The 21,676-nt window shown below is 57.3% G+C and carries 19 protein-coding genes and 1 tRNA gene; 9 read left to right on the forward strand and 11 right to left on the reverse strand.

What is annotated here, in order from left to right; genetic code table 11:
• Window positions 1-13 precede the first annotated feature (13 nt).
• From ACR0DE_RS10960 to ACR0DE_RS10970, 3 genes are read right to left on the reverse strand one after another with little or no spacing between them, the layout of a single operon-like run.
• Window positions 14-1,048, reverse strand: coding sequence for a lipocalin-like domain-containing protein (locus ACR0DE_RS10960; RefSeq protein WP_480753162.1), 1,035 nt, complete (start codon window positions 1,046-1,048; stop codon window positions 14-16).
• Entirely contained in the window at window positions 1,038-3,452 is a 2,415-nt protein-coding gene (locus ACR0DE_RS10965; protein WP_480753164.1) for an ABC transporter permease, read from the reverse strand. Before ACR0DE_RS10965 ends, ACR0DE_RS10960 begins: the two co-directional genes overlap by 11 nt.
• A complete protein-coding gene (locus ACR0DE_RS10970; protein ID WP_480753166.1) occupies window positions 3,449-4,096 on the reverse strand; it encodes an ABC transporter ATP-binding protein in 648 nt (215 codons plus the stop codon). Before ACR0DE_RS10970 ends, ACR0DE_RS10965 begins: the two co-directional genes overlap by 4 nt.
• Here ACR0DE_RS10970 and ACR0DE_RS10975 point away from each other — a divergent pair.
• A complete protein-coding gene (locus ACR0DE_RS10975) occupies window positions 4,095-4,697 on the forward strand; it encodes a potassium channel family protein (protein ID WP_370644421.1) in 603 nt (200 codons plus the stop codon). The genes ACR0DE_RS10970 and ACR0DE_RS10975 overlap by 2 nt on opposite strands.
• Here ACR0DE_RS10975 and cls read toward each other — a convergent pair.
• Genes cls through ACR0DE_RS10990 form a run of 3 tightly spaced genes read right to left on the reverse strand, consistent with a single transcriptional unit; the run spans window position 4,694 to window position 8,775 of the window.
• Window positions 4,694-6,106 carry a cardiolipin synthase gene (gene cls / locus ACR0DE_RS10980; protein WP_480613499.1) on the reverse strand — a complete coding sequence of 471 codons (1,413 nt, stop codon included), beginning with the start codon at window positions 6,104-6,106 and terminating at the stop codon, window positions 4,694-4,696. The two genes, ACR0DE_RS10975 and cls, sit on opposite strands and share 4 nt — an antisense overlap.
• Window positions 6,107-6,129: 23 nt before the next feature.
• Window positions 6,130-7,104 carry an HAD family hydrolase gene (locus ACR0DE_RS10985; protein WP_480753169.1) on the reverse strand — a complete coding sequence of 325 codons (975 nt, stop codon included), beginning with the start codon at window positions 7,102-7,104 and terminating at the stop codon, window positions 6,130-6,132.
• 60 nt (window positions 7,105-7,164) lie between these two features.
• Window positions 7,165-8,775, reverse strand: a complete 1,611-nt coding sequence (locus ACR0DE_RS10990) for an arylsulfatase (RefSeq protein ID WP_480753171.1) — start codon at window positions 8,773-8,775, stop codon at window positions 7,165-7,167.
• Window positions 8,776-9,050: 275 nt separating this feature from the next.
• Here ACR0DE_RS10990 and ACR0DE_RS10995 point away from each other — a divergent pair, with 275 nt between their 5' ends.
• Entirely contained in the window at window positions 9,051-9,647 is a 597-nt protein-coding gene (locus ACR0DE_RS10995) for a Crp/Fnr family transcriptional regulator (protein WP_480613503.1), read from the forward strand.
• 7 nt (window positions 9,648-9,654) lie between these two features.
• On the opposite strand, the gene ACR0DE_RS11000 is transcribed toward ACR0DE_RS10995, so the two are convergent.
• Window positions 9,655-10,746, reverse strand: a complete 1,092-nt coding sequence (locus ACR0DE_RS11000) for an AI-2E family transporter (protein ID WP_170421749.1) — start codon at window positions 10,744-10,746, stop codon at window positions 9,655-9,657.
• A gap of 158 nt (window positions 10,747-10,904) precedes the next feature.
• On the opposite strand from ACR0DE_RS11000, the gene ACR0DE_RS11005 reads away from it, so the two are divergent.
• The 3 genes from ACR0DE_RS11005 to ACR0DE_RS11015 all read left to right on the forward strand — a co-directional run bounded on the left by ACR0DE_RS11005 (window position 10,905) and on the right by ACR0DE_RS11015 (window position 13,952).
• The gene (locus ACR0DE_RS11005) at window positions 10,905-11,762 is read left to right on the forward strand and encodes a YihY/virulence factor BrkB family protein (RefSeq protein ID WP_170393012.1); all 858 of its coding nucleotides are present in this window, start codon (window positions 10,905-10,907) and stop codon (window positions 11,760-11,762) included.
• Window positions 11,762-13,666 carry a cytochrome c3 family protein gene (locus ACR0DE_RS11010; RefSeq protein ID WP_480753787.1) on the forward strand — a complete coding sequence of 635 codons (1,905 nt, stop codon included), beginning with the start codon at window positions 11,762-11,764 and terminating at the stop codon, window positions 13,664-13,666. Before ACR0DE_RS11005 ends, ACR0DE_RS11010 begins: the two co-directional genes overlap by 1 nt.
• A 91-nt stretch (window positions 13,667-13,757) precedes the next feature.
• Window positions 13,758-13,952 (forward strand): hypothetical protein, encoded by a 195-nt coding sequence (locus ACR0DE_RS11015; protein WP_480753174.1) that lies wholly within the window; start codon window positions 13,758-13,760, stop codon window positions 13,950-13,952.
• Window positions 13,953-13,958: 6 nt separating this feature from the next.
• Here the strand turns inward: ACR0DE_RS11015 and ACR0DE_RS11020 are convergent, their stop codons facing one another.
• Both ACR0DE_RS11020 and ACR0DE_RS11025 read right to left on the reverse strand, forming a co-directional pair.
• Window positions 13,959-14,675, reverse strand: a complete 717-nt coding sequence (locus ACR0DE_RS11020; protein WP_170393014.1) for an RlmE family RNA methyltransferase — start codon at window positions 14,673-14,675, stop codon at window positions 13,959-13,961.
• Complete coding sequence (locus ACR0DE_RS11025) at window positions 14,675-15,787, reverse strand: Ppx/GppA phosphatase family protein (protein ID WP_170393015.1); 1,113 nt, start codon at window positions 15,785-15,787, stop codon at window positions 14,675-14,677. The genes ACR0DE_RS11020 and ACR0DE_RS11025 overlap by 1 nt, the downstream gene beginning before the upstream one ends.
• Before the next feature lie 241 nt (window positions 15,788-16,028).
• Here ACR0DE_RS11025 and ACR0DE_RS11030 point away from each other — a divergent pair, with 241 nt between their 5' ends.
• From ACR0DE_RS11030 to ACR0DE_RS11045, 4 genes are all read left to right on the forward strand, one after another.
• Window positions 16,029-16,325, forward strand: coding sequence for a virulence factor (locus ACR0DE_RS11030; protein ID WP_170393016.1), 297 nt, complete (start codon window positions 16,029-16,031; stop codon window positions 16,323-16,325).
• A 26-nt stretch (window positions 16,326-16,351) separates the two neighbouring features.
• Window positions 16,352-17,278: a methylenetetrahydrofolate reductase gene (locus ACR0DE_RS11035; RefSeq protein ID WP_480753176.1), complete on the forward strand. Its 927-nt coding sequence runs from the start codon at window positions 16,352-16,354 to the stop codon at window positions 17,276-17,278.
• A gap of 9 nt (window positions 17,279-17,287) precedes the next feature.
• Window positions 17,288-18,352 (forward strand): methyltetrahydrofolate cobalamin methyltransferase, encoded by a 1,065-nt coding sequence (locus ACR0DE_RS11040; RefSeq protein ID WP_170393018.1) that lies wholly within the window; start codon window positions 17,288-17,290, stop codon window positions 18,350-18,352.
• Between the two features lie 111 nt (window positions 18,353-18,463).
• Window positions 18,464-18,537, forward strand: a tRNA-Gly gene (locus ACR0DE_RS11045).
• A gap of 1 nt (window position 18,538) precedes the next feature.
• Here the strand turns inward: ACR0DE_RS11045 and ACR0DE_RS11050 are convergent.
• Together ACR0DE_RS11050 and ACR0DE_RS11055 are read right to left on the reverse strand one after the other, a co-directional pair.
• Window positions 18,539-19,396, reverse strand: coding sequence for a class I SAM-dependent methyltransferase (locus ACR0DE_RS11050; protein ID WP_480601525.1), 858 nt, complete (start codon window positions 19,394-19,396; stop codon window positions 18,539-18,541).
• A gap of 24 nt (window positions 19,397-19,420) precedes the next feature.
• Window positions 19,421-21,466 (reverse strand): ASKHA domain-containing protein, encoded by a 2,046-nt coding sequence (locus ACR0DE_RS11055; protein WP_480753180.1) that lies wholly within the window; start codon window positions 21,464-21,466, stop codon window positions 19,421-19,423.
• Window positions 21,467-21,676 lie beyond the last annotated feature (210 nt).

Consider the following 21,676-nt stretch of genomic DNA (forward strand, 5'->3'; position numbering starts at 1 on the left):
CTGAAGTTCGGCTTCAATACCCCGTCATCTCAAGATATCCGCGCCCTGTGTGGCTACCTGTAATGGTGATTGGGCCTTCCCAGTATTCGAACCGGGTTCCCATCCAGGCTTTCGGGGTTATGGCATCGACTTCAACATCGATCCCGCGATCCGGCAAGGATACCTGCCATTTGATCGGAACGTCACGATGCGCCACGCGGGCGGTTTCAAGGGGCATTAGCAGAACTGAGCCATCGGGCAGGGGGGTCGTTTGCCCATCGGCCTCAATCCACGTAGCGGCCGTGAAATCCCCTCGATCCCCGCGTAGACGGAAGGCCATCAGCTTGTCACCGTCGTCAAAGCTGAGCGAGAACCAGTCCCAGCCGCTTTGATCTTCGGCCAAGGGTTGCGAAGACCATTCGCGATCCAGCCAACCCTGGCCGGCGACTTCGACATCTTCGTTGGGCAGGTGGAGCGTGCCCTCGACCGAGTAGAAGGGTTGTGAATAGTAGTAGCTTGCCTGACCATCGGCGGATTTCACCGAATACCCCTCGGCCCCGTGAAACACCAATGGGCCTTGGGCCTTCAGAGTCAGATCATACCCAAAGACTGATCCGTTTGCTGTCAGGCTGAGGGTTTCCAAATCATCGCCGCGCATGTGCCATTCATCGATCCATGCCTCAAACGGATGGGCCGTTACGCCAGCCTGTCCGACACCGCCGCGAGAGAGTCGTTCGGCGAAATAGTGTGTTTCTGGCGTTGTGAGCGCGGCATGGCCCATCCAGATCTGCGGGCTTTGCCAGCCGTCAGCCTCGGACGGTTTCAGGGCCGATCGGAACAGGGTCCATTGTATGCCATAGTCGCGACCCTCTGCGTCTTTGAGGTTTGCCGTCAGATACCACCATTCAATCCGATAATCCGGATGGGCGCCGTGATCTTGCGGAAACTGAAAGCTGTAGTCCGGTTCAGGACGCGTAAAGCCATCCGCATTGCCGCCCAACCCGGCATAACCCTGCGCCCAACCGGTAATTGGAAGGAGGATGAACAGAATGAAGGCTTTAACGTTCATTGGCAAAAACCCTCAACAGCGCAGCAGGTGGCAGGCGGAGCAATCGTAATGCGGGTAGGGCTGCTGCGAGCACGGCGGCAACCAGAGTCAGCAGGAATAAGCTCAGCCAATCAGTTGGGAACAAATACATGGGCAAGCGCCATCCGAAGGCCTGCACGTTGATCACGGCCAGCAGCACCCATGCCAATACAAGGCCCAATGGAAGGGCAAAGCAAGCGGTCATCACCGCAAGCAGGACACTGCGCAGAAGCTCTAGCTTGGCCAGTTGCGCGCGCGTTAGACCCAGCGCCCAGACCGGTGCGACCTGAGGCAGGCGCTGGGTCCACAATGTCAGCAAACTGGTGAGTATCGCGAACCCCGCAACGCCTAGTGTCAGCACATTCAGCGCTGAGGTGACGACGAAAGTTTTTTCAAAAACAGCCATCGATTGCGCTTTCATAGCGGCCTGCTGCACAACTGCCGATGGAGGCAGGTCAAATTGGTCACGCAACGCCTGTGCCAGCTCCGAGGCCTGATCCGGTATGATGCGGATGCCGAAGCGGCGTGTATCCGTATCCGGGGCAATCTGATCTAGCATCGGCATAGCGACGATGGCCTGACCTGTCGGGTTCCCGTAATCGGAATAGACACCTGCAATCGGCAAGCTGTGCTCGGGTGTGATCGATATGGTATCTCCAGGCCATAGATCCGCGCGTCGTGCGAGTTGCTCGTTGATGAGTACGGCGCCGCGATACAGGACGTTGTCCCAGACGTCAGGACCCTTGGCGATCAGTGGCCAGTTGTTGCGATAGCTATCGTGATCAACAATCCCGTACAGAAACAACGGCCCGGTCTCGTGCGGCAATTCGGTGCTGCGAATGGGTAGGACAGCTGACGCCCTTGGGTCGAGCCAATCGATAAGGGCTGCGCCTTGTGCATTGTCGGCTGCGGTCACGTAAAGTTCGGAGGTCAACCGTTGATCGAGCCAGCCAGTAAAGGTGAGGCGGAAGCTTGAAACCATTGTGCCGACGCCGATATTCGCGGCGAGCGCCAGCAGCAAGGCCATCAGCGCAAGTGACAGACCGGGCAATTGCGCCCGCATGTCCGCGAGCACCCATTGACCAACAGGCGTGCGGGCCCGGCGCAGGCACAAGGTCAATATCCCTGACAGTGCGAGCGGCAGCAACAAGGCCGCTCCGGTCAGCATCCCGGCAAGCAAGGCAAATCCTGCGATAAGTCCGCCGATTGTGAAATATGCGATAAAGCCCACTGCTAGCAGGGCTAGGCCACATGCGCCTGTAATCTGGGCCGAGGCTTTACTGCCACGCCAAGCTTGTAAGCCCGGCCCTGCGAGGATGGGCATGCGCGAAAGTCGCCAAAGAGCGTGGCCACTGGCCGCCAACGTGCCGCCTGTTGCCATCGCAAGACCTGCGGCGACCCATTGGGGGCGTAATGACATCTGCCCGTCGATTGTTGCCCCGTAGAGGCCGCGCAACGTGGCGGCGACATCAGGCAACAAGGCTCCAGCCAGAAAATACCCCAGGATTAACCCGAACAGGCCACCGATCAGGGCCAAGAGAAGTAATTCACCCAGAACGAACCAGATCAGGCCCCGCATGGGAAGGCCCAAAGCCCTTAATGTACGGATAGTGCCACGCCTCTGCGCGAAGGCGAGGCCGACCGTTCCGTGAACGATGAACAGGCCGACGGCGAAAGACAGCAAGCCGAAAGCTGAGAGGTTCAGGTGAAAGCTGTCGGTAAGCTGCGCGGTATCCAACTGGGCCGAGGGGCTAATGCGTTGAAGTTCAGGCGCAAGTTCTGACAGAGACGGGACACCACGGGGCTGATTGGGCAAGATCACCAGACGGGAAATCTGACCGGGACGGTTCAGAAGACGCTCGGCCACTCCAATATCGGTGAGCACCAGATCAGGTGGCAGCGCGGTGCTGGAAAGCACCGGTGGGAATTTGTCGTTAGATTGAAACAGCGGGGCCAGGGCGGGTGACATCAGCAGCCGCCCCGGAGCTGTCAGCATATCAGCCGGGTCGGGGGCATCCGCGCCTTGCTCGATCTGGGTGATCGCGGGCAGGACAGGGTAGGCCACCAAATCCACCCCCATCAGACGTACGGAACGGCCCTTGATGCGCAGCGCGCCTTCTAAGACGGCCGCCACTTTCCAGCCTGCGCGCCTGAGCTCGGCGTAGCGGGAAAGAGGGATCGTGGAACCGGAGGCGCGCAATTCGTCGAATTGTCCGATGGCAAGCTGGGTGCTGGCGCGTTCATAGCTCGCGCGCGCTTCGGCATTGATGGCTTGCACGGCCGACCACAGACAAGTTGCCAGCGCGATACCCGTCAGAAGCGTCATCAATTGCAATGGGTGCATCCGCCAATGGGACACCAGCGCCAGGACCGCAGCGCGTGTCATGCGATATGCCCGCCCGTCAGGTGGGCACGTCGGTCGAGACGGCTGGCGATGTCATTCGAGTGGGTGACCAGCAGGAGCGCAGCGCCGGTATCGGCAACCAATGAAAGCATCAGGTCCAGCACCACCGCACTTGCTGTTTCGTCCAGATTGCCCGTCGGCTCATCCGCTAGCAGCAATCGTGGTCGGATCGCCATGGCGCGTCCGATGGCAACCCGCTGCTGCTGTCCGCCCGAAAGGTTCTCGGGGTAGCGGTCTTGCAGTTCTCTCAGGCCAAGGCGCTCGGTCAGGTGGACAACCCAATCCGGGTCGTTCCGACCCGCAAGTCGCGCATGGATCGAGAGGTTCTGGGCAACGGTCAGCGACGGGATCAGGTTGAACTGCTGAAAGACCAGAGACAGGGTGCCGCGACGCAATTCGGCGCGTTCCGCATCATTCAGGGCCGACATGGCGCGCCCGTCCAGAGTAATCTCTCCGCTATCAAACCCATCCAGCGCCGCCACCAGATGCAACAATGTGCTTTTGCCACTGCCACTTTCTCCGGTCAGCGCCAAGGTCTGTCCCTGTTCCAGCGTCAATGAAACATCAGTCAGGACAGGTCTCCCACCGGGATAGGATTTTCGAACGTGATTAATTGATAGCAACATGCAAACTCTCATCTGGTCCCGTCACAATGTGCAACGCGGCGCGCCAGTGTCCAGAGCCGAGATCGGTTCTATTCGCCGCAGCCTTACGCATCGCATGGGGTTGTCGGCAACGCGCGAAACCCCCATGCTTGCACAGTTTTCAGCGATCAGAACAAAGGCCGTTTACATGACATTGTCGCAACAAATCATTTGGGGCAGCTTCTATCTGGGTATTTGTTTTCTGATCGAAATCATGCTGCTGACATGGTGCGTTCTGGTCATCCGAAAACTGGTTGCGAAATGGGAGACGCGCAGCACTATCCTTGCAACCGCAGGCCCGATCAGCGTGGCGCTGGTGTTTATCGTGCTGACCCATACGGTTCAGGTCTGGATCTGGGCGATTGTCTGGGTGTGGGGTGATGTGCTGCCGGATTGGAATTCGGCCCTCTATTTCTCATTGGTGACGTTCACAACGCTGGGTTACGGCGACATCGTCTTGGGTGAAGGGCTGCGCATCTTCGGAGCGTTTGCATCGGTCACGGGCCTACTGGCCTTTGGGCTGTCAACCGCGTTCCTTGTGGCCCTCATGACGCGGGTGTTTGAAGAACGGTTCCTGAACTAGAGGATCGGTGCAAACAACCGTGCAAGCGGCGCACCAAAACGGATGTGGAACGGTTGCTGGGGCAAATTGCGGGTCAATTCGTAACTTGCTTCAAAATCGGTTTCCAGCATTGCGGCGACGGCCTCTGCTGCGCGACGGTCAAAGAACAGGGCCATCGCTTCAAAGTTCAGACGGAAAGATCGGTTGTCCAGATTGGTGGTGCCAACGGCGGCCAAGGTATCGTCTACAACAAACGCTTTTTGATGCATGAAGCCGTCGGTATAGCGAAACACACGGGCGCCACAGTCTCGGATTTCGTCGAAATAGGCAAAAGCGGCCAGCCAGGGCAGACGATGGTCGATGACATCCGGCACGAGTATTCGTACATCCACACCACGCAACGCCGCGTGCTGTAGCGCGGTCATGATGTCGATGTCGGGCACAAAATAGGGCGAGGCGATCCAAAGCCGTTCTTTCGCCTCAGAAATGGCCGCAAAGAACATCATTGCGCCGGTTTCTGTTTCGTCGCCCGGGCCCGTTGCCACCAGCAGCGCATTCATGTCCTGATCAGATTCAGTTCCAGCCCAATCGAGTTGGTCGATCAGGTCTTCGCTGCGCGCCCAGTGCCAATCCTCGGTAAAAATCAATTGCAGTTGCCGTACTACGTGGCCGGTCATTTTGATATGCGTGTCCCGCCAGCGACCGAACCGAGGGCTTTGCCCCAAGTATTCAACGCCGATGTTGTGACCACCGATAAAGCCGACATCGCCATCCACGATCACAGTTTTTCGGTGGTTGCGATAGTTCAGTTGAAACCGGAAATTGGGCCCGCGTTGTTCGCGGGGATCTGCAACATCCACACCGGCCTGGCGCAGCGTCTCAAAATAGCTGGACGGCAGGCCATAGCTACCCACCGCGTCGGTCATGAACCGAACATGTACGCCACGCTTGACCGCGGCGATTAGCCGGTCCCGCACCCTTCGCCCAAGATCATCATCCCGGACGATGTAGAACTGGATCAGAACGTAATTCTCGGCCTTATCAATGGCGTCGAGAATGGCATCAAACGTAGCTTCGCCGTCGATCAGCAGCTCGGCTCCATTCCCACGTGAGACGGGCAAATGGGCCAGCGCTTCAAACGCGCGAGGATTGACTCGCATCGTCTGAGGGTCGGGTTTCGAGAAATCGGCAAAGGTCTTGATCCCTTCGACGACGCGCTCACTTTCTTGCCGAGCGATCCGGTATCCTCTGAACCGATGGTGACCGAGGAATAGATACAGCGGCACGCCAAACATCGGGGCCGACAGTAGGAACACAACCCAGCCAACCGCTCCTTGTGGTGTGCGTGCAGTCTGCGCAGCGCGAACTGCAAAGACGACCGCTACGCAATAGAGTGAAAACAGAAAAAACGAGACGAGTAATGTCCACATCGGGGCGCAGCGATCCGGGTTGCTTAGTTTGCCCCAGTGTAGATGCGGGACCAGTCGTTGGCCATATCAACAATGACCCATCCCATATCCGGGCCTTTGTCCAACCCATCGACCAGCCGTCCAATCGGGCTTTCGCGGTCGTAGGCCCATTCACGATCCGCATCAGTGTGATGGATCAAAACGCCCAGCCGTGGCCCGTCGCCTGCGGTGGTCCATTCAAGCATGGCAAAATCCCCGTCCGAGTTTCCCCCGGCAAATATGGGGCGCTTGCCGATGGTGCGCTCGATATTGATAGGTTTGCCTTCTTTATCATCGATGAAGGCGATGCCGGGGGCCTTGTTGATTACAGGCGTACCGTCCACATTGTCGTACGTGGTCTCACCATAGGTGCCCAGAATCTGTTCGGGCGGGATGCCATAGGCCTGTTCGGCGAAGACACGCATGAAATGCAGGCCTCCGCCTGAAACGATATAAGTTTTGAAATCCTCATCCCGCAGGTAGCGCAACAGCTCGACCATCGGCTGATAGGTCATCTGGTCGTAGGGCAGATTGGTTTTGGGATGTCGTGCAGTACTAAGCCAATCGGCCACCGACGCTTGGAACATTTCAACGCTGCTGCCCGAATGCGATGCGTTGACCACTTCGATCAGAGCGTCGTGCCCGCCTTCCAGAATGGTTTTCAGATCACCCTCAGCAGCCGCTTTCAACGCTGGGGTCGATAAGATCGATGGGTCTTGTTTAGCAAGCTCTGCCAGTTGGTCCATGGCAAATATGAACTGAAAATAGACCGGTTGTTCAGCCCAGAGCGTGCCGTCATTGTCAAACACCGCAATCCGGTCGGCGGGAGTGACATAGAGTTCATTCGCCGGGTCGCTGACCGCGTCAACAAAGTCGATGATCTGCTGTTTTGATGCCGAGTCGGTCCAGCTGGGCAGGGGGTCTGCGAACGCCACAAGGGGGACGGTGGCTATAAACGCCGTGAGTTTGAGAAATCTCATGTAATAGCCTCTGATACTGGAAAAAGGGGCCGCGCTTTAAGGCGGCCCCTGTCTTGTTTTCTAGTTCGAAGTCGGTGTGGCCAATTTCTGCATCACCTGATCCAGGCTGAAGCTCGCCGCCTTCTGACGTGGTGGGAATTCTTGGAAAGTACTCAGGAAACTCGCCACATATTGCTGCGCCGGTACTAGGAAATACACCCGGTCGATCATCCAGTCGTAGTATGTGTTGGATGTCCGGTATCCACGCTCATAAGGGTCGCGGCGCAAATTCACGATGATCGGCACGCGCAGTTCCGTGAATGGTTCCATCCATGCGCGCAGGGTGGCCCATGCTTTTTGCTCCAAAAAGATTAGCTTCCAGTCGTCAAAACGCAAAGCGGACAGGTCGCCGTCATCCGTGAAATAAAAGATTTCACGGCGGGGGCTTTCAGTGGTCTCACCGGTCAGCAACGGCAAGATGTTGTAGCCATCCAGATGCACTTTGTAGTCGCGACCCATGGCAGGTGAGGAATAGCCGGCTTTCAGCTTTTCCTTGATTTCGGGGTCGCCAGCGACCGCCAGATAGGTGGGCAGCCAATCCATGTGATGCACGATTTCGTTCGAGATCGAACCCGCTTCGATCTTACCGGGCCAACGCACCATGGATGGTACGCGCCAGCCGCCTTCCCAGTTGGTGTTCTTTTCGCCCCAGAACGGTGTCGAAGCGGCATCCGGCCATGTGTTGTAATGCGGGCCGTTATCGGTGGAATAATGAACGATCGTGTTGTCGGCGATGCCGAGTTCGTCCAGCAGATCAAGCAGTTGGCCGACCTGAATGTCATGTTCGATCATGCCCGCCGTGTACTCATCGGCCGGACTACCTAGGATTTCGTTGGCTGTTTCGCGCATTTCTTCCCCGACATGGGTGCGGAAATGCATGCGTGTGCCATTCCACCATACATAGAATGGTGTGCCGTTCTGGTTGGCCTCACGAATGAACTCAACGGCAGCTTCCAGGGTTTCCTGATCCACCGTTTCCATGCGTTTGCGTGTCAGTGGACCGGTGTCTTCGATGGGGCCACCTGCGCTGGACTTGATCACACCGCGCGGACCATAGGCCTCGCGGAACGTGCGCCCGTCGGGCAGAACCGCGTCCCCGGGATAATCTTCATGCTCGGGTTCTTCTTCTGCATTGAGGTGATAGAGATTCCCAAAAAACTCATCAAATCCGTGATTTGTCGGTAGATGCTCATCCCTGTCGCCCAGGTGGTTCTTGCCAAACTGGCCGGTCACGTACCCATGATCCTTAAGCAACCCTGCAATCGTGGGGTCTTCGATCTGCATCCCTTCTTTAGCGCCAGGCAAGCCAACCTTGGACAGTCCAGTCCGGAACACCGATTGGCCCATGATGTAAGATGAGCGGCCAGCTGTACAGGATTGCTCGCCATAATAATCGGTGAAGATCATGCCTTCATCGGCGACCCTGTCGATATTGGGGGTCTGGTATCCCATAAGGCCCATTGTGTAGGCCGAAATGTTGGATTGGCCGATGTCATCGCCCCAAATGACCAGAATGTTGGGTTTTTGATCCTGCGCCCATGCGGGCAGTGCGATCAGAACGGCAATCGACGCTGCTGCGGTACGGCGCAGTCCGATACGCCAGCTTTCCAAGAACCGGGTTGTAGTTAACATGTTTTACTCCTGAACTTGTGGACAATTTGTCCCTGTGAACTATCTGAGACTTGTGTCCAGAATAGGATTAGTTGCAGTCGTTAAGCATTGGATATCCCGCGAAAATAGCCAGATTGCGGGATTCGTGTGTAAGTAATGTAGGCCAGTGAGCCTGATTGAAATTTATCATATGATGAAGTTTAAATATATAGATGGCATTAATTGAAACTGATCTAGACGCGCTGCAGGAAAGTTCCTGGTTCAAAACCAGATCTCCCGCCTTTCAGGATGCTCTGATGCGCAGCGCCGTGCGCCGAACTTACGGTGCTGACGAAGCTTTGTTTGTCCAGGGTGATCCCGCCAACGGGATCCACGCTGTATTGGATGGTAGTGTTAAGATCACCGTCCCCGCAGATGACGGTCAGGAATTTGTCATACACCAAGAGGGACGTGGCTTTTGGATCGGCGATCTCGCGTTGTTTGCGACTGCGCATCGGCTGATCAGCGTGGTAGCGACTCGTCCAACCGAGACGCTTTTCTTTCCGGCCCCGCGGTTAGAACGCTTGGTGCAGGATTCTCCTGACTTTGTTCGGGATTTCTACGCCTTAAGTCATGAAAACATGCAAAAAGCCCTACGTATCGTTGCCAATCTTGCGGTGACCGGCACCGAGAAACGGCTGGTTCTGAGGTTGCTGCATCTGGATGAGGTGACATCCGATGCAGAGGGTTGGATACCGGTTTCGCAGGAAGAGCTGGCGGCTATGATTGCAGTCTCTGCGCCAACGCTTCACCGAGCATTACACAGGCTTATCGAATTAGACTTGATCGAAGGCGGGTATGGTCGGCTGAGGTTGAAAGATCGACGCGCCCTCGTCGCTAGCTGTCAAAGTTGACGAACTTTCAAGCCGAATGTTCTGTTGACGAGTGATCATCCTCACCGAGCCTTCCATCCAAAGACATCAAGATCGCGACAGGACGCAGCGCGGGGATGTGGCTGAAGATGATCAGGATGCAGACGGTCAAAGGCACACTCAGGAACGCTCCGATCAGACCCCAGACCGTGGTCCAGAAGGTCAACGCCAAAATCACTAGGAAGGTCGACATGTTCAGCGATCGGCCTAGCATGGCCGGATCTAGAAAGTTGCCGATTAGAAACTGTAGTGTGCCGCACCCCAGAACGATCACGAGAAATGGCCCGATCGTCTCAAACTGAACCAGAGCGATCATTGCGGGAAAGATGACGGCGATGATCGAACCGATTGACGGGATGAAATTCAGGGCGAAAGTCAGCACGGCCCAGGTTTCAGCATATTCCAGACCCAGCGCTTTGAATACGGCGTAGCTAATGGTGGCGGTGATCAGACTGATAAAGGTCTTCACGCCGACATATCGCTGCAGGCTGTACGAAATCGCATCCAGAACCAAGGCCAGGTCAGCCCCCAGCCGTGGGTTGCCGGCGGCAAGCTGGATTTTCTTGCGAAAGGCCAACCGCTCGGCCATCAGAAAGGCGACATAGAGGCTGATTAGGAAGAACTGGTTAAGCAGTGATGTGGCGCTGCCCAGCAATATCCGAGCGACATAGGACATATCGATGCTGACTAGATTGTCTCGGATAAAACTTGTGACATCGTTGCCGACCAACCCGGTAATTCTATGAACAGCACCGTCAAACTGGCTTTCGTAGGTGTTGATCGAGCGTGCAAACTGCGTGGCCTGACTGCCCAGAATGTACATGATCATGAACAAACCGGCCAATACAACTGTTACTCCCGCGACATTCGCCAACCAGATTGGCACCCGCGTCACTGCAATGACCCGGTCGCTAAGGGCCAGGATCAGCACGTTGACCAGCAACGCCATGGTCAACGGCACCAGAAAGTTTGCCCCTGCATAGAGGCCAAGCACCATTAGCGTGGCCACGATCGCTACATCCCGCAATACGCTCAGTTGCGGACGCGCACGGGATGGGCTGTTTTCTGGGTCAGAGGTCATAAGATGGCCTTGGTCTTAGTGCTGCCTGGATGTGTTTTGATTGATCCTGCACAGCCTGGCGGGTTTATGCAATCCATACAGAAGGTTATACGCATGAAATCGGTGGCCTGATCCGATTGACGGTTCTGCCAAAGGAAAAGGCAGGCTAGGCTAGCGCAATGCCAACTGTTTTGATTCCCTCGTTCGGCCAATTCCTGCGTGCGCTTTGGCTTGCTGTGCGCCGATTTAATGACAAAAACGGCTTCGTCATGAGCAGCCACGTCGCCATGTCGTTGATGATGGCCCTGTTTCCATTCGTTCTGTTCACGGTTGCGCTGGCAGGGGCCTTGTCACAGGGCTATGTGACCGATGAACTGATCGAACTGATATTTGGCGCCTGGCCCAAAGACGTGGCCGATCCCATCGTTTCAGAACTGCGTGCTGTTCTGGCCGGTGCGGGCTCGGGCGTGATCACTTTGGGTGGCTTGTTGGCGATCTACTTTGCCTCGAACGGAGTCGCCGCTGTGCGAAAGGCGATGGCGCAGGCCTATCACGACACGGACAATTGGCCGTTCTGGAAGACCCGACTGCTGTGCTTTGTGCTGGTCATAATCGGCGGTGCTGCCATTCTGGCCATCGCGGCGGTCGAAGTCGTTCTGCCGGTCTATACCCGTTTGGTTTCGGAAAAGACGGCAGTGGATGTGGACAACTGGCTGTCGGTGGATCGTCTGCGATGGACCTTTACCGTGGCTGTCCCCGCAGGCACTGTTCTTTTGGCCCATCTGATCTTGCCCACTCGACGGCACAGCCTACTACAGATCTTGCCGGGCGTAATCCTGACATTGGCTTTGTGGGCTGCAGGTGGATGGGGCTTTTCAATCTACATCGCCAAGTTTGCGACCTATAGCGCGACGTATGCCGGGCTTGCAGGGGCAATGGCAGCGCTGATTTTCCTATACTTATGCTCGGCCATGCTGATCCTCGGGGCCGAATACAACGGCGCGCTGATCGATTTGCAAAACGAAGAGGGGCAATGATGTATCTCCGCGCAATCTTGGTGACCGCGATCCTTTGGGCGACCGCGCAGCAGTCGCAGGCGCAGGACTATGTTGGATCAGACGCGTGCTCGGATTGTCATAAGGAAGAAACCGAAGCCTGGGAAAGCTCATACCATGCGCTTGCCTGGACTGAGGTGGAGGACGGCCATGTTCAGGCTGATTTCGATGGAACACGATTCTCGCATGATGGAATGAGCGTGGCCTTTGCGGATCAAGATGGAGCTCTTACGGCGCAAGTCACCGAAAAAGACGGCGTTACAACGACCTATCCGGTTCATTCAGTGGTTGGTATCGCGCCGCTACAGCAATATCTTTTCGAAACCGAACCCGGCCGATTGCAGAGTTATGATGTGGTTTGGGACGTCGAAAAGGGCCATTGGTTCCACCTTTACCCGGATCAGGATCTGCCTCCGAATGATGGGCTGCACTGGACCGGTCCGTACAAAAATTGGAACGCCCGCTGTGCCGAGTGTCATGCGACCGGCTATGTGAAGAACTACGACTCTGAGGAAAGGCGCTATGACTCGACACAGGTCGAAATTGGTGTCGGGTGCGAGGCTTGCCACGGGCCGGGTTCTGCGCATTTGGAGTGGACGACCGGAAAAGTGTTGCAAGACGGTTTGAGCGAGTTCGGATTCCCTACGACATGGGGCAGGGGGCAGACAGAAGGGGAAATTCAGCAATGCGCCGGCTGTCATTCCCGGCGCGAGGCGTTGGAAGATGGTAATCCGCTTCCCGGCAAGCCGTATCACGACGCCTATAACCTGGCGTTGCTGCGACCGGGTTTGTATCACCCAGATGGCCAGATTTTGGACGAGGTCTATGTTTATGGCTCATTCCTGCAGTCGCGCATGTATGCAGAAGGGGTGGGTTGTATGAATTGCCACGATCCGCACCGGGCTGAGGTGAAAGCCGAGGGTAATGGGTTGTGTACCCAATGCCACTCCCCCGCTGGCAACCCGGATTTCCCGACCCTTCGGCTGGCCGAATATGACACGCCCGCGCATCACCAACATGCTGAAAATTCTGCGGGTGGCCAATGCAAGAACTGCCACATGATCGAGCGTGTCTATATGGGGGTAGATGGCAGGCGCGATCACAGCTTCCGCATTCCCCGCCCTGATCTGGGGCTCGGAACTGATGCCTGCACCGATTGCCATGCGGATGAAGATCAGTCTTGGGCGGCGCAGCAGATTGAACTCTGGTTCCCGGAATCATCCTATAGAGTGGCGCATTATGGCACGACATTTGCAGCAGCAGGCAGTGGTCAATTGGACGACCCTGAAACGCTGGTCGCGATCGCTCTGGATGAAGGGCAGGCAGGTATCGTTCGCGCAACCGCTCTGTATTTGTTGCAACCTTTTGCAACGCCTGATCTTGCCGAGCGTCTGGCACCGTTGCTGGCCGATCCGGACCCACTGATACGTGCCAATGGACCGTTACTGCAGCGTCAGGTTCCTGCCCAGTTGCGCGCTTCGCGGTTAGAGCCGTTGTTATCCGACCCCATGCGCAATGTACGCATCTCGGCTGCGAAAGAGTTTTTATCGATCCCAGCGCAGGCCATGACGCAAGACCAACGCGCAAGCGCGCAGCAGGGCATGGCGGATTGGCAACGTAGCATTTCCAATCGTTTGGACTTTCCTGAGACCCATTTGGTGCTGGGTGGTTGGGCGCTTACGCTCAGAAACGCGCCGGCTGCAGAACGTGCATTCCGCGAGGTTGTAACGCTCGACCCGCAGCGCGTTGAGGCTTGGCCGATGCTGGTTCAACTTGCCCACATCAATCGCGGTGTTCAGGCTGCGTTGGCGACATTGGACGAGGCCTTGTTAGTGCTTCCCGATGATCCGAACTTAATGCAACTTGCGCAGGAACTCGGGAGATAGCTGGCATGGAACTGGCAGAATTGCGCCATCTTCGCGGCGCATTCTACGGTTAGCCAACCGGTATCAGCACTCGGATTGCTACAGGTGATGTATGCCGGATCGCACCGCTACCTTCGCAAAGCCGCTGACGGCGGCTCGTAAAACAACGCTTGACCAGCGTATTGAAGAGCTGCGCGCGCGCAAGCCTGTCGATATCAATCATGGCGAAGCACTATTGCTGCAAGGCTTAGCTGCAGCGTCTCTGCGGAAACAGAGCATAGCGCCGGGAAAGATCGATCTGGATTAACGCCGCTTAACCCCGGAAGCCGGTGGCGACAACAAACTTCTCGGAACTATCAGAACGTGAGGCCGGAGGCTTCACATTGGCAACCTTGTTGAATTTCTGCTTGAGCAGTTTCTGAAGGTCCCCCTCAGCCCCGCCAGCAAGCACCTTGGCAACGAAAGTGCCGCCCTCTTCCAGCACGTCGAACGCGAAATAAGCCGCCGTTTCGCACAGGGCCATGATCCGCAGGTGGTCAGTCTGTTTGTGGCCCGAAGACGCAGCCGCCATATCAGACATGACCACGTCCGCTTTGCCACCCAGCCAGTCCTTGACCTTCTGATCGGCGTCATCTTCCATGAAATCAAGGACATGCGCGGTGGCACCGGCGACGGGCTCAACCTCTTGAAGGTCAACCCCCAGGACGGTGCCGATGCGCTTGCCGCTTTTCTCGCCGAGTGCGTTGACGCGTTTCACCGCGACTTGCAGCCAGCCACCGGGCGCACAACCCAGATCGACCACGCGCGCGCCGGGTACGAGAAACCGGAACTTGTCGTCCAACTCAAGTATCTTGAATGCCGCGCGTCCGCGATAGCCTTCGACCTGCGCGCGTTTGACATAGGGGTCGTTCAACTGCCGTTCTAACCAGCGGGTCGAGCTGAGCTTGCGCCCGCGCGCTGTCTTGACCTTCACCTTCAGGTCGCGTTGCCCGCGACCCGAGTTGCTTTTGCCAGTTGGTGTCTTCGCCATCAGAACGGTCCGTCTTCCAATACACCGTCCGCACTCATTTGCGCATAAAGCAAACCCTCGCGCAGCCCACGGTCCGCCACAGAAAGGCGATCGGTGGGCCAGCAGCGCAACAGCGCCTGCAAGATGGCCGAGCCGGACATGATCAGGGCCTGCCGATCTTCCCCGATCCGGGGATCACGGCGGCGCCCACGAGGGCCGAGTTCTAGATAGCCTCGTATCACCTTGTCAATCTGATCGCTGGTCATCCGCAATCCGTCCACCTTCGTCCGGTCATAGCGCTTGAGGCCAAGGTGTGAGGCGGCAACAGTGGTCACCGTTCCGCTGGTGCCCACAATCTGAAACCCTTCGCGGGCCTGTTCATCCTTGTAAGGCGCGAAATCGGCTAGATTTTCTTCGAAAAACCAGCTCATTAACGCAAAACGCGCGGCATCGTCTTCGACGTCGTTGAACTGATCACGCAATGTTGCCACGCCCAGCGGGACGCTGATCCAATCGACCACCTTGGCCGCAGGGAAAGGGCTTTCAGGCGTGTGGAACCCGTTATGCAATCTCATAATCGCGGCAGGCCGATCCCGACGAGGAACAGAGGAGATGTCGATCCAGACCAATTCGGTTGAGCCGCCGCCGATATCAACGACCAACAATTGCTCGGTCTTGGTCGACACCAGCGGAGCACAGGAAATCACGGCGAGACGTGCTTCTTCCTCGGGTTGGATGATGTCGAGCGTCAGGCCGGTTTCGCGTTTAACTTGCCGGATGAAATCGCGTGAATTCTTGGCGCGACGGCAGGCCTCGGTTGCGATCAAGCGCATGCGCTTGACCTTGTTACGCTTGAGTTTTTGCTGACAAATCCGCAGCGCCTGTACGGTACGTGCCATGGACGCCCGCGACAACCGCCCGGTGCGTTCCAGACCGGCACCCAACTGCACCGATTTGGAGAAGCTGTCCACCACATGAAATCCACTGCCCTTGGGCTGGGCGATCAACATGCGGCAGCTATTTGTCCCCAAATCCAGTGCCGCATATAACGCATCTGGATCGGGTCTTGCCGGCGCGGGGCTTTCGACCGCTTTCGGGAACGCGCCCGCACCTCTGGGACGCTTGGGCGCCATCTTAAACGCCCTCCGATTTTCGAGTTACCCCGACCATAGGTCGCGCAATTGGATCACGCAAGACGCTCATTAAAGTCATTAGGATTTTGATGTTCGGTTTTGGCCACCAAGGCATTAAAAGCTGCGGTATGCAGCCGTGGGCAAAAAGGTCGCTGCAAATACGCCGTATGTCGAAAATCGACCGACTTGGACCCACATTGAAGTTTAGAACCGGTCCATCTGGTTAGGAGGAATCACGGTAATGCCTGACGTCACCATCGTATATTGGCGCGATATTCCCGCCCAAGTCATCGTCGGCAAAGGCCGTCGTGGCGCTAAGCGGCAGTTGGAAGAGCGGTTTGAACAAGCCATCGACCGGGCCGCAATGAAGGTGAACGCCAAGGATAGTGATGCCTATCTGGCCGAGTGGCGCAAAGCCGAGCCTTTCGCAGTTGAGGGCGACCCGTCCGAAATTGCCGAAGCCGAGGCCGCGCGTTTGGAAACAGAGTACGATCAGGACCGTATCAAGACCCTGATCGCCAATGACGGTTGGGCATGAGCCCCAGATCTTTATGGGAGGCCGCTATGGCTTTGCTGAACTTCAAGAAACGTGATGCGGTCGAAAACGGCCCTGTGAACCCGACCGTCGAAGCCTTTTTGCAGGGCTACTCGATCGAGGTGATGCCGCGCACTGCGGAAAAGGTCGAAGATTTCCGCGCGCTGCTGCCAGAAGGCACCCGTGTCTACATCGCCCATATCGAGGGCACGCCAATCGAAGACATGGTCAAAACCGCCAAGCGCATCGCGGCCGAAGGTTACCCTGTCATGCCGCATTTCCCGGCACGGATCATCAAGGATGCCGCGACGCTGGAAAACTGGATTTCCATGTATCAGGGTGAAGCGGGTGTCGAGCAGGCGCTTCTGCTGGCCGGTGGGGTCGCCAAACCGCATGGTGATTTCGACAGCTCGATGCAGCTGCTGGAAACCGGACTGTTCGACAAGGCGGGGTTCAAGCGACTGCACGTAGCCGGTCACCCCGAAGGCAACAAGGATATCGATCCCGACGGCTCGACCAAGAATGTCGATGACGCGTTGCGCTGGAAGCAGAAATTCTCGGAAACCACCGATGCCGAAATGGCGCTGGCCACTCAGTTTGCGTTCGATGCCAAGCCGATCATCGCTTGGGCAGATAGCCTGAAAGAAGCGGGTATTGATCTGCCGATCCATATCGGTATCGCGGGCCCGGCGAAGCTGCAGACGCTGATCAAATTCGCTATCGCCTGCGGCGTTGGTCCATCGCTGAAAGTCCTGCAGAAGCGCGCCATGGACGTGTCCAAGCTGCTGTTGCCTTACGAGCCAACCGATGTGGTCACCGAACTGGCCAATCACAAGGCAGCCAACCCGAATTTCAATATCACCAAGGTACACTTCTTCCCGCTGGGCGGGATCAAGACCAACGCCAACTGGGCGATCAACAACGGCGGCGCTTCGGCAAAGCCGGTTAACTCCTAAGGAACGGACATGACCCGTACAGTCGTAGAATCAAAAACAAAAACTGCCGTTCTGGGCTTTGACGAACCGTTCTGCGTTATCGGTGAGCGGATCAACCCAACGGGCCGTAAGAAACTGGCTGCCGAATTGGAAGCAGGCGATTTCTCGACAGTCGAAAAGGATGCTCTGGCGCAGGTCGCTGCAGGCGCGACCGTTCTGGATATCAACGCAGGTGTCGTCTACAACTCGAACCCCAACCCGAACGAGACCGAGCCGCCGCTGATGACCAAGATCGTCGAGCTGGTGCAGGGGCTTGTTGATGTACCGCTTTGCATCGATTCCTCGGTTCCGGGCGCTTTGGAAGCCGGTCTTGAGGCGGCGGAAGGTCGTCCGCTGTTGAACTCGGTCACCGGTGAAGAAGAGCGTCTGGAACTGGTTCTGCCACTGGTCAAGAAATACAACGTACCCGTTGTGGCGATCTCGAACGATGACACCGGAATCTCGGAAGACCCTGATGTGCGTTTTGCCGTCGCCAAAACCATCGTTGAGCGTGCAGCCGATCACGGCATCCCGGCTCATGACATCGTGGTCGATCCGCTGGTCATGCCGATTGGTGCGATGGCAACAGCTGGCCAGCAGGTGTTTGCTCTGGTCCGTCGTCTGCGGGAAGAGCTGGGCGTGAACACCACATGCGGTGCGTCCAACATCTCGTTCGGCCTGCCGAACCGTCACGGTATCAACAACGCCTTCCTGCCGATGGCAATGGGTGCTGGAATGACTTCAGCGATCATGAACCCGGTGGCTCTGCCGGTGACGCAGAAGAAGATTGCCGAAAAGAAAGAGGCCGTCGCTGCCGCCGGTATCATTCTGCCCGAGGATATGGACGACGAAACCTTTGTACAGATGTTCGGTCTGGGTTCGACCCTTCCGCGTGCGGGCAAAGAGATGGAGGCCATCCGCGCCGCCAACCTGCTGACCAACAACGACGCACATGGCGGTGAGTGGATCAGGTTCAACAAACCACCCGCCGAGGCCGGAGCCGAAGGCGAGGGTGCACGCGGACGTCGTGGCGGTGGTCGTCGTCGCCGCGCTTAAGGTAAATAAAACAATGGATTGGGCCGGATTTTTTGATCCGGCCTTTTCGATTCGTCAGCGTTTGTTGACCCTTGAACCCCGGTAAAGAGCAGTGCTAATCAATGCCCAGCGGCGGGTATGATGTAATGGTAGCCTGTCAGCTTCCCAAGCTGAACGCGCGGGTTCGATTCCCGCTACCCGCTCCAGTCATTCTGCGCGTCGGGCCTGATAGAGGTTGATCATCGCCGGGATGAGGATCTCCGAACCAGACTGATACTGTCGGAACTCTTCTGCGACCGCTTGTTGAATAGCGTCAGTATCAGCCTCACTCCCTTCGAAATGAGCAACAACACGGCCCGCAGGACCAACACGTGTCACCAGCCTCGCCGTGCCTTCAACGCCGCCAAAACCCGTCAGGTTCACTGTGATCGCGTCGCCGGTTATTTCAGACAGCCCCGCTTGGGTCATCAGACCTTTGACATGGTCGATGTCGTGGAACGCCAGCGGCCCGGGCGCATAGCGGTCTACGCGGGGCGGTTGACCCATTCGCCGAACGGCGGCGACATGGGGTATCTTGAACCACGGGTTGACGTCCAATGGCCCCCAGGAAGCGAACGTCATTTGCCCACCGGGTTTCAGTGCCAAGGCGATGTTTCGGAATGCTGCGATCGAGTCGCTAAAAAACATGACACCAAACCGGGAGATTGCGGCATCCATTTGTCCGGGTTCAAACGCGTAGGTTTGCGCATCCGCGTGCTGAAAAGTGATAGTCTGTATCCCGTTGCTTTCAGCACGTTTGGCTGCGCGGTCCAGAAACGGCTGCGATATATCGGCCGCCAATACGTGTCCTTCGGCCCCAACCGCGCGCGCCGCTGCGATTGCACTGACGCCTGTGCCGCATCCGATATCCAGCACTTGCATACCCGCCGACAGGGCGGCCCGGTCCAGAACGAGATCAAGAACGGGCGCGAAGGCGTGGTCAAGCTGATCCTCAAAGGTCAGCCATTTGGTGCCTTGTTCCGAGTTTCCCCAGAATTCCGCCTGTTCCTCGTTCACTGATGTCATATTCGCCTCCTGTGGATGGGGCGACTATGACCGCCGGCGGCGTCGACGGCCAGATTTTTCATCATCCCCGCCGCCGGTATTGAAGGACGGAGCGGGCAGGGTGACGACCTGGGCCAATTCAGGGAACGGATCGGTTTTGTGCGGGATCGCATTGGCGGCGACGAAATGGTCTTGAAACTTGGGTTCGATTGCCGTTTCGACCTTGGTGATCTCGCGCACCACGCGTTCGATCTCGGCCCGCGATCCGATGTTACACAGCGCGATCCGGGCACCGGTTCCAGCGGCATTACCCGCGCTGGAGACCTTCTCCAGCGGTGCATCAGGGATCATACCCAGCACCATCGCGTGTTTGGTCGAAATATGCGCGCCGAAGGCACCGGCAAGTACCACGCGATCCACACGGTCAACCTCCATCTCATCCATTAGGAGACGCGCTCCGGCGTAGAGCGCGGATTTAGCCAACTGGATGGCACGGATATCACCCTGAGTTACTGTGATACGCGGACCGCCCTCGGCGCTGGCATCGTGGATCAGATAGGAGTTGGTGCGGCCTTCGGGAACGCAACGCGGTGTGCCCGTCTGCGCGGCCGAGCCGATCAGCCCGCTTTCGTCCAGAAGACCTGCAATGCGCATCTCGGCCACGGCCTCGATAATGCCTGAGCCGCAGATACCGGTGATGCCCGTGGTGGCAATGTCCTGATCAAAGCCTTCGTCATTCGACCATTTCTCGGACCCGATCACGCGGAAACGCGGTTCTTTGGTGACAGGATCGATTTCGATTCGTTCAATCGCACCGGGCGCGGCTCTCTGGCCCGAGCTGATCTGGGCACCCTCAAATGCGGGGCCGGTGGGTGACGAACAGGCCAGAACGCGGTGGGTGTTGCCCAGCAAGATTTCCGCATTGGTACCCACATCCACGATCAGTACCAGATCGTCGGACTTGCCGGGTTCCTCGGATAGGGCAACGGCAGCGCAGTCCGCACCCACATGGCCCGCAATACACGGCAGGATGTAGACCTGCGCGCGTGGATTCATCGTGGTCAGGTCCATCTCATGCGCAGGCAGGGACATGCTTTCGGACGTCGCGAGCGCAAATGGCGCCTGACCCAGTTCGACTGGGTCCAGACCCAGCAAAAGATGGTGCATGACCGGATTGCAGACGAACACCGTTTCGACGATCAAAGCGGCATCGATCCCGGCCTCATCAGCGATTGAAGTGGTCAGATCGTTGATCGCTTCGCGCACGGCCCGGGTCATTTCCTTGTCGCCACCGGGATTCATCATGGCGTAAGACACGCGGCTCATCAGGTCTTCGCCGAAACGAATTTGCGGGTTCATAAGGCCGGAAGAAGCCTTGACTTCACCTGTTTCCAGATCGGTCAGGTGCGCAGCGATGGTGGTCGAGCCGAGGTCGATAGCCAGACCGTAAAGCCCATGTTCGTGCAGGCCGGGCCAAATTTCGACGATACGGGCCACGTTGTCCTTGTGACCTTTGTAGACGGCGACCGTGACCTCCCATTTCCCTTTGCGCAGCACTGGCTGCAGCTTGGACATCAGCGACAGATCGGCGGTAATCGCATCGATCTTCCATTGTTCTCGCAAGGCGCGCTCTAACCGTTCCAGATCGCCTGTGGGCGAGTGCATGTCGGGTTCTTCCACCACCACGAAATACAGGCGTGTTGCAGGGTCCATGGTGATGGCGCGGGCGGCGGCGGCCTTGCGGACCACCTGACGGTGAACCTGGCTTTCCGGAGGCACGTCGATCACCACGTCACCCTGAACCGAGGCCTGACAGCCCAAACGGCGCCCGGGTTTCAAGCCTCGCTTGTCGTCATAACGCTGTTCAACCGCGTTCCATTCGCTCAGCGCGTCCTCCGAGACGGTCACGCCATGCTTGGGAAACTCGCCATAGCTGGGGGTGATCTGACATTTCGAACAAATACCGCGTCCACCGCAGACTGAATCAAGATCGACACCCAACTGGCGCGCTGCCGTCAGGATTGGCGTGCCAACGGGAAAGTGTCCGCGTTTGCCGGACGGGGTGAAAACGACAAGAGGATCGGTGGTCATGAATGGCCTGCCTTTGTATTCGCGCGTATGCCGGCGAACATATGGGTTTGAACGCAAAGGGAAAGGGCATTCAGCGGCACGTTTTGCATTGCTTGCGTCGTTTTCGGGCGTGGCAGAAGCCCGCAGGGGAAAACAACTTGGGTTCGGGGCTTTCCCTCTGGTGAAATCCATGCAATAGGGTCACCGTCAAACGGGCTTTTGCATGGGGTT

The organism is Ruegeria sp. C10 (assembly GCF_056537805.1).

Excerpts from the sequence above, each read along its gene's own strand:
- ACR0DE_RS11050 (WP_480601525.1), bottom strand. The coding sequence starts at position 19,396 with ATGACATCAGTGAACGAGGAACAGGCGGAATTCTGGGGAAACTCGGAA.
- ACR0DE_RS11040 (WP_170393018.1), top strand. The coding sequence starts at position 17,288 with ATGACCCGTACAGTCGTAGAATCAAAAACAAAAACTGCCGTTCTGGGC.
- ACR0DE_RS11005 (WP_170393012.1), top strand. The coding sequence starts at position 10,905 with ATGCCAACTGTTTTGATTCCCTCGTTCGGCCAATTCCTGCGTGCGCTT.
- ACR0DE_RS11020 (WP_170393014.1), bottom strand. The coding sequence starts at position 14,675 with ATGGCGAAGACACCAACTGGCAAAAGCAACTCGGGTCGCGGGCAACGC.
- ACR0DE_RS10975 (WP_370644421.1), top strand. The coding sequence starts at position 4,095 with ATGCAAACTCTCATCTGGTCCCGTCACAATGTGCAACGCGGCGCGCCA.
- ACR0DE_RS10990 (WP_480753171.1), bottom strand. The coding sequence starts at position 8,775 with ATGTTAACTACAACCCGGTTCTTGGAAAGCTGGCGTATCGGACTGCGC.
- ACR0DE_RS11055 (WP_480753180.1), bottom strand. The coding sequence starts at position 21,466 with ATGACCACCGATCCTCTTGTCGTTTTCACCCCGTCCGGCAAACGCGGA.
- ACR0DE_RS11010 (WP_480753787.1), top strand. The coding sequence starts at position 11,762 with ATGTATCTCCGCGCAATCTTGGTGACCGCGATCCTTTGGGCGACCGCG.
- ACR0DE_RS11015 (WP_480753174.1), top strand. The coding sequence starts at position 13,758 with ATGCCGGATCGCACCGCTACCTTCGCAAAGCCGCTGACGGCGGCTCGT.
- ACR0DE_RS11000 (WP_170421749.1), bottom strand. The coding sequence starts at position 10,746 with ATGACCTCTGACCCAGAAAACAGCCCATCCCGTGCGCGTCCGCAACTG.
- ACR0DE_RS10960 (WP_480753162.1), bottom strand. The coding sequence starts at position 1,048 with ATGAACGTTAAAGCCTTCATTCTGTTCATCCTCCTTCCAATTACCGGT.
- cls (WP_480613499.1), bottom strand. The coding sequence starts at position 6,106 with ATGTGGACATTACTCGTCTCGTTTTTTCTGTTTTCACTCTATTGCGTA.
- ACR0DE_RS10970 (WP_480753166.1), bottom strand. The coding sequence starts at position 4,096 with ATGTTGCTATCAATTAATCACGTTCGAAAATCCTATCCCGGTGGGAGA.
- ACR0DE_RS11030 (WP_170393016.1), top strand. The coding sequence starts at position 16,029 with ATGCCTGACGTCACCATCGTATATTGGCGCGATATTCCCGCCCAAGTC.
- ACR0DE_RS10965 (WP_480753164.1), bottom strand. The coding sequence starts at position 3,452 with ATGACACGCGCTGCGGTCCTGGCGCTGGTGTCCCATTGGCGGATGCAC.
- ACR0DE_RS11035 (WP_480753176.1), top strand. The coding sequence starts at position 16,352 with ATGGCTTTGCTGAACTTCAAGAAACGTGATGCGGTCGAAAACGGCCCT.
- ACR0DE_RS10985 (WP_480753169.1), bottom strand. The coding sequence starts at position 7,104 with ATGAGATTTCTCAAACTCACGGCGTTTATAGCCACCGTCCCCCTTGTG.
- ACR0DE_RS10995 (WP_480613503.1), top strand. The coding sequence starts at position 9,051 with ATGCGCAGCGCCGTGCGCCGAACTTACGGTGCTGACGAAGCTTTGTTT.
- ACR0DE_RS11025 (WP_170393015.1), bottom strand. The coding sequence starts at position 15,787 with ATGGCGCCCAAGCGTCCCAGAGGTGCGGGCGCGTTCCCGAAAGCGGTC.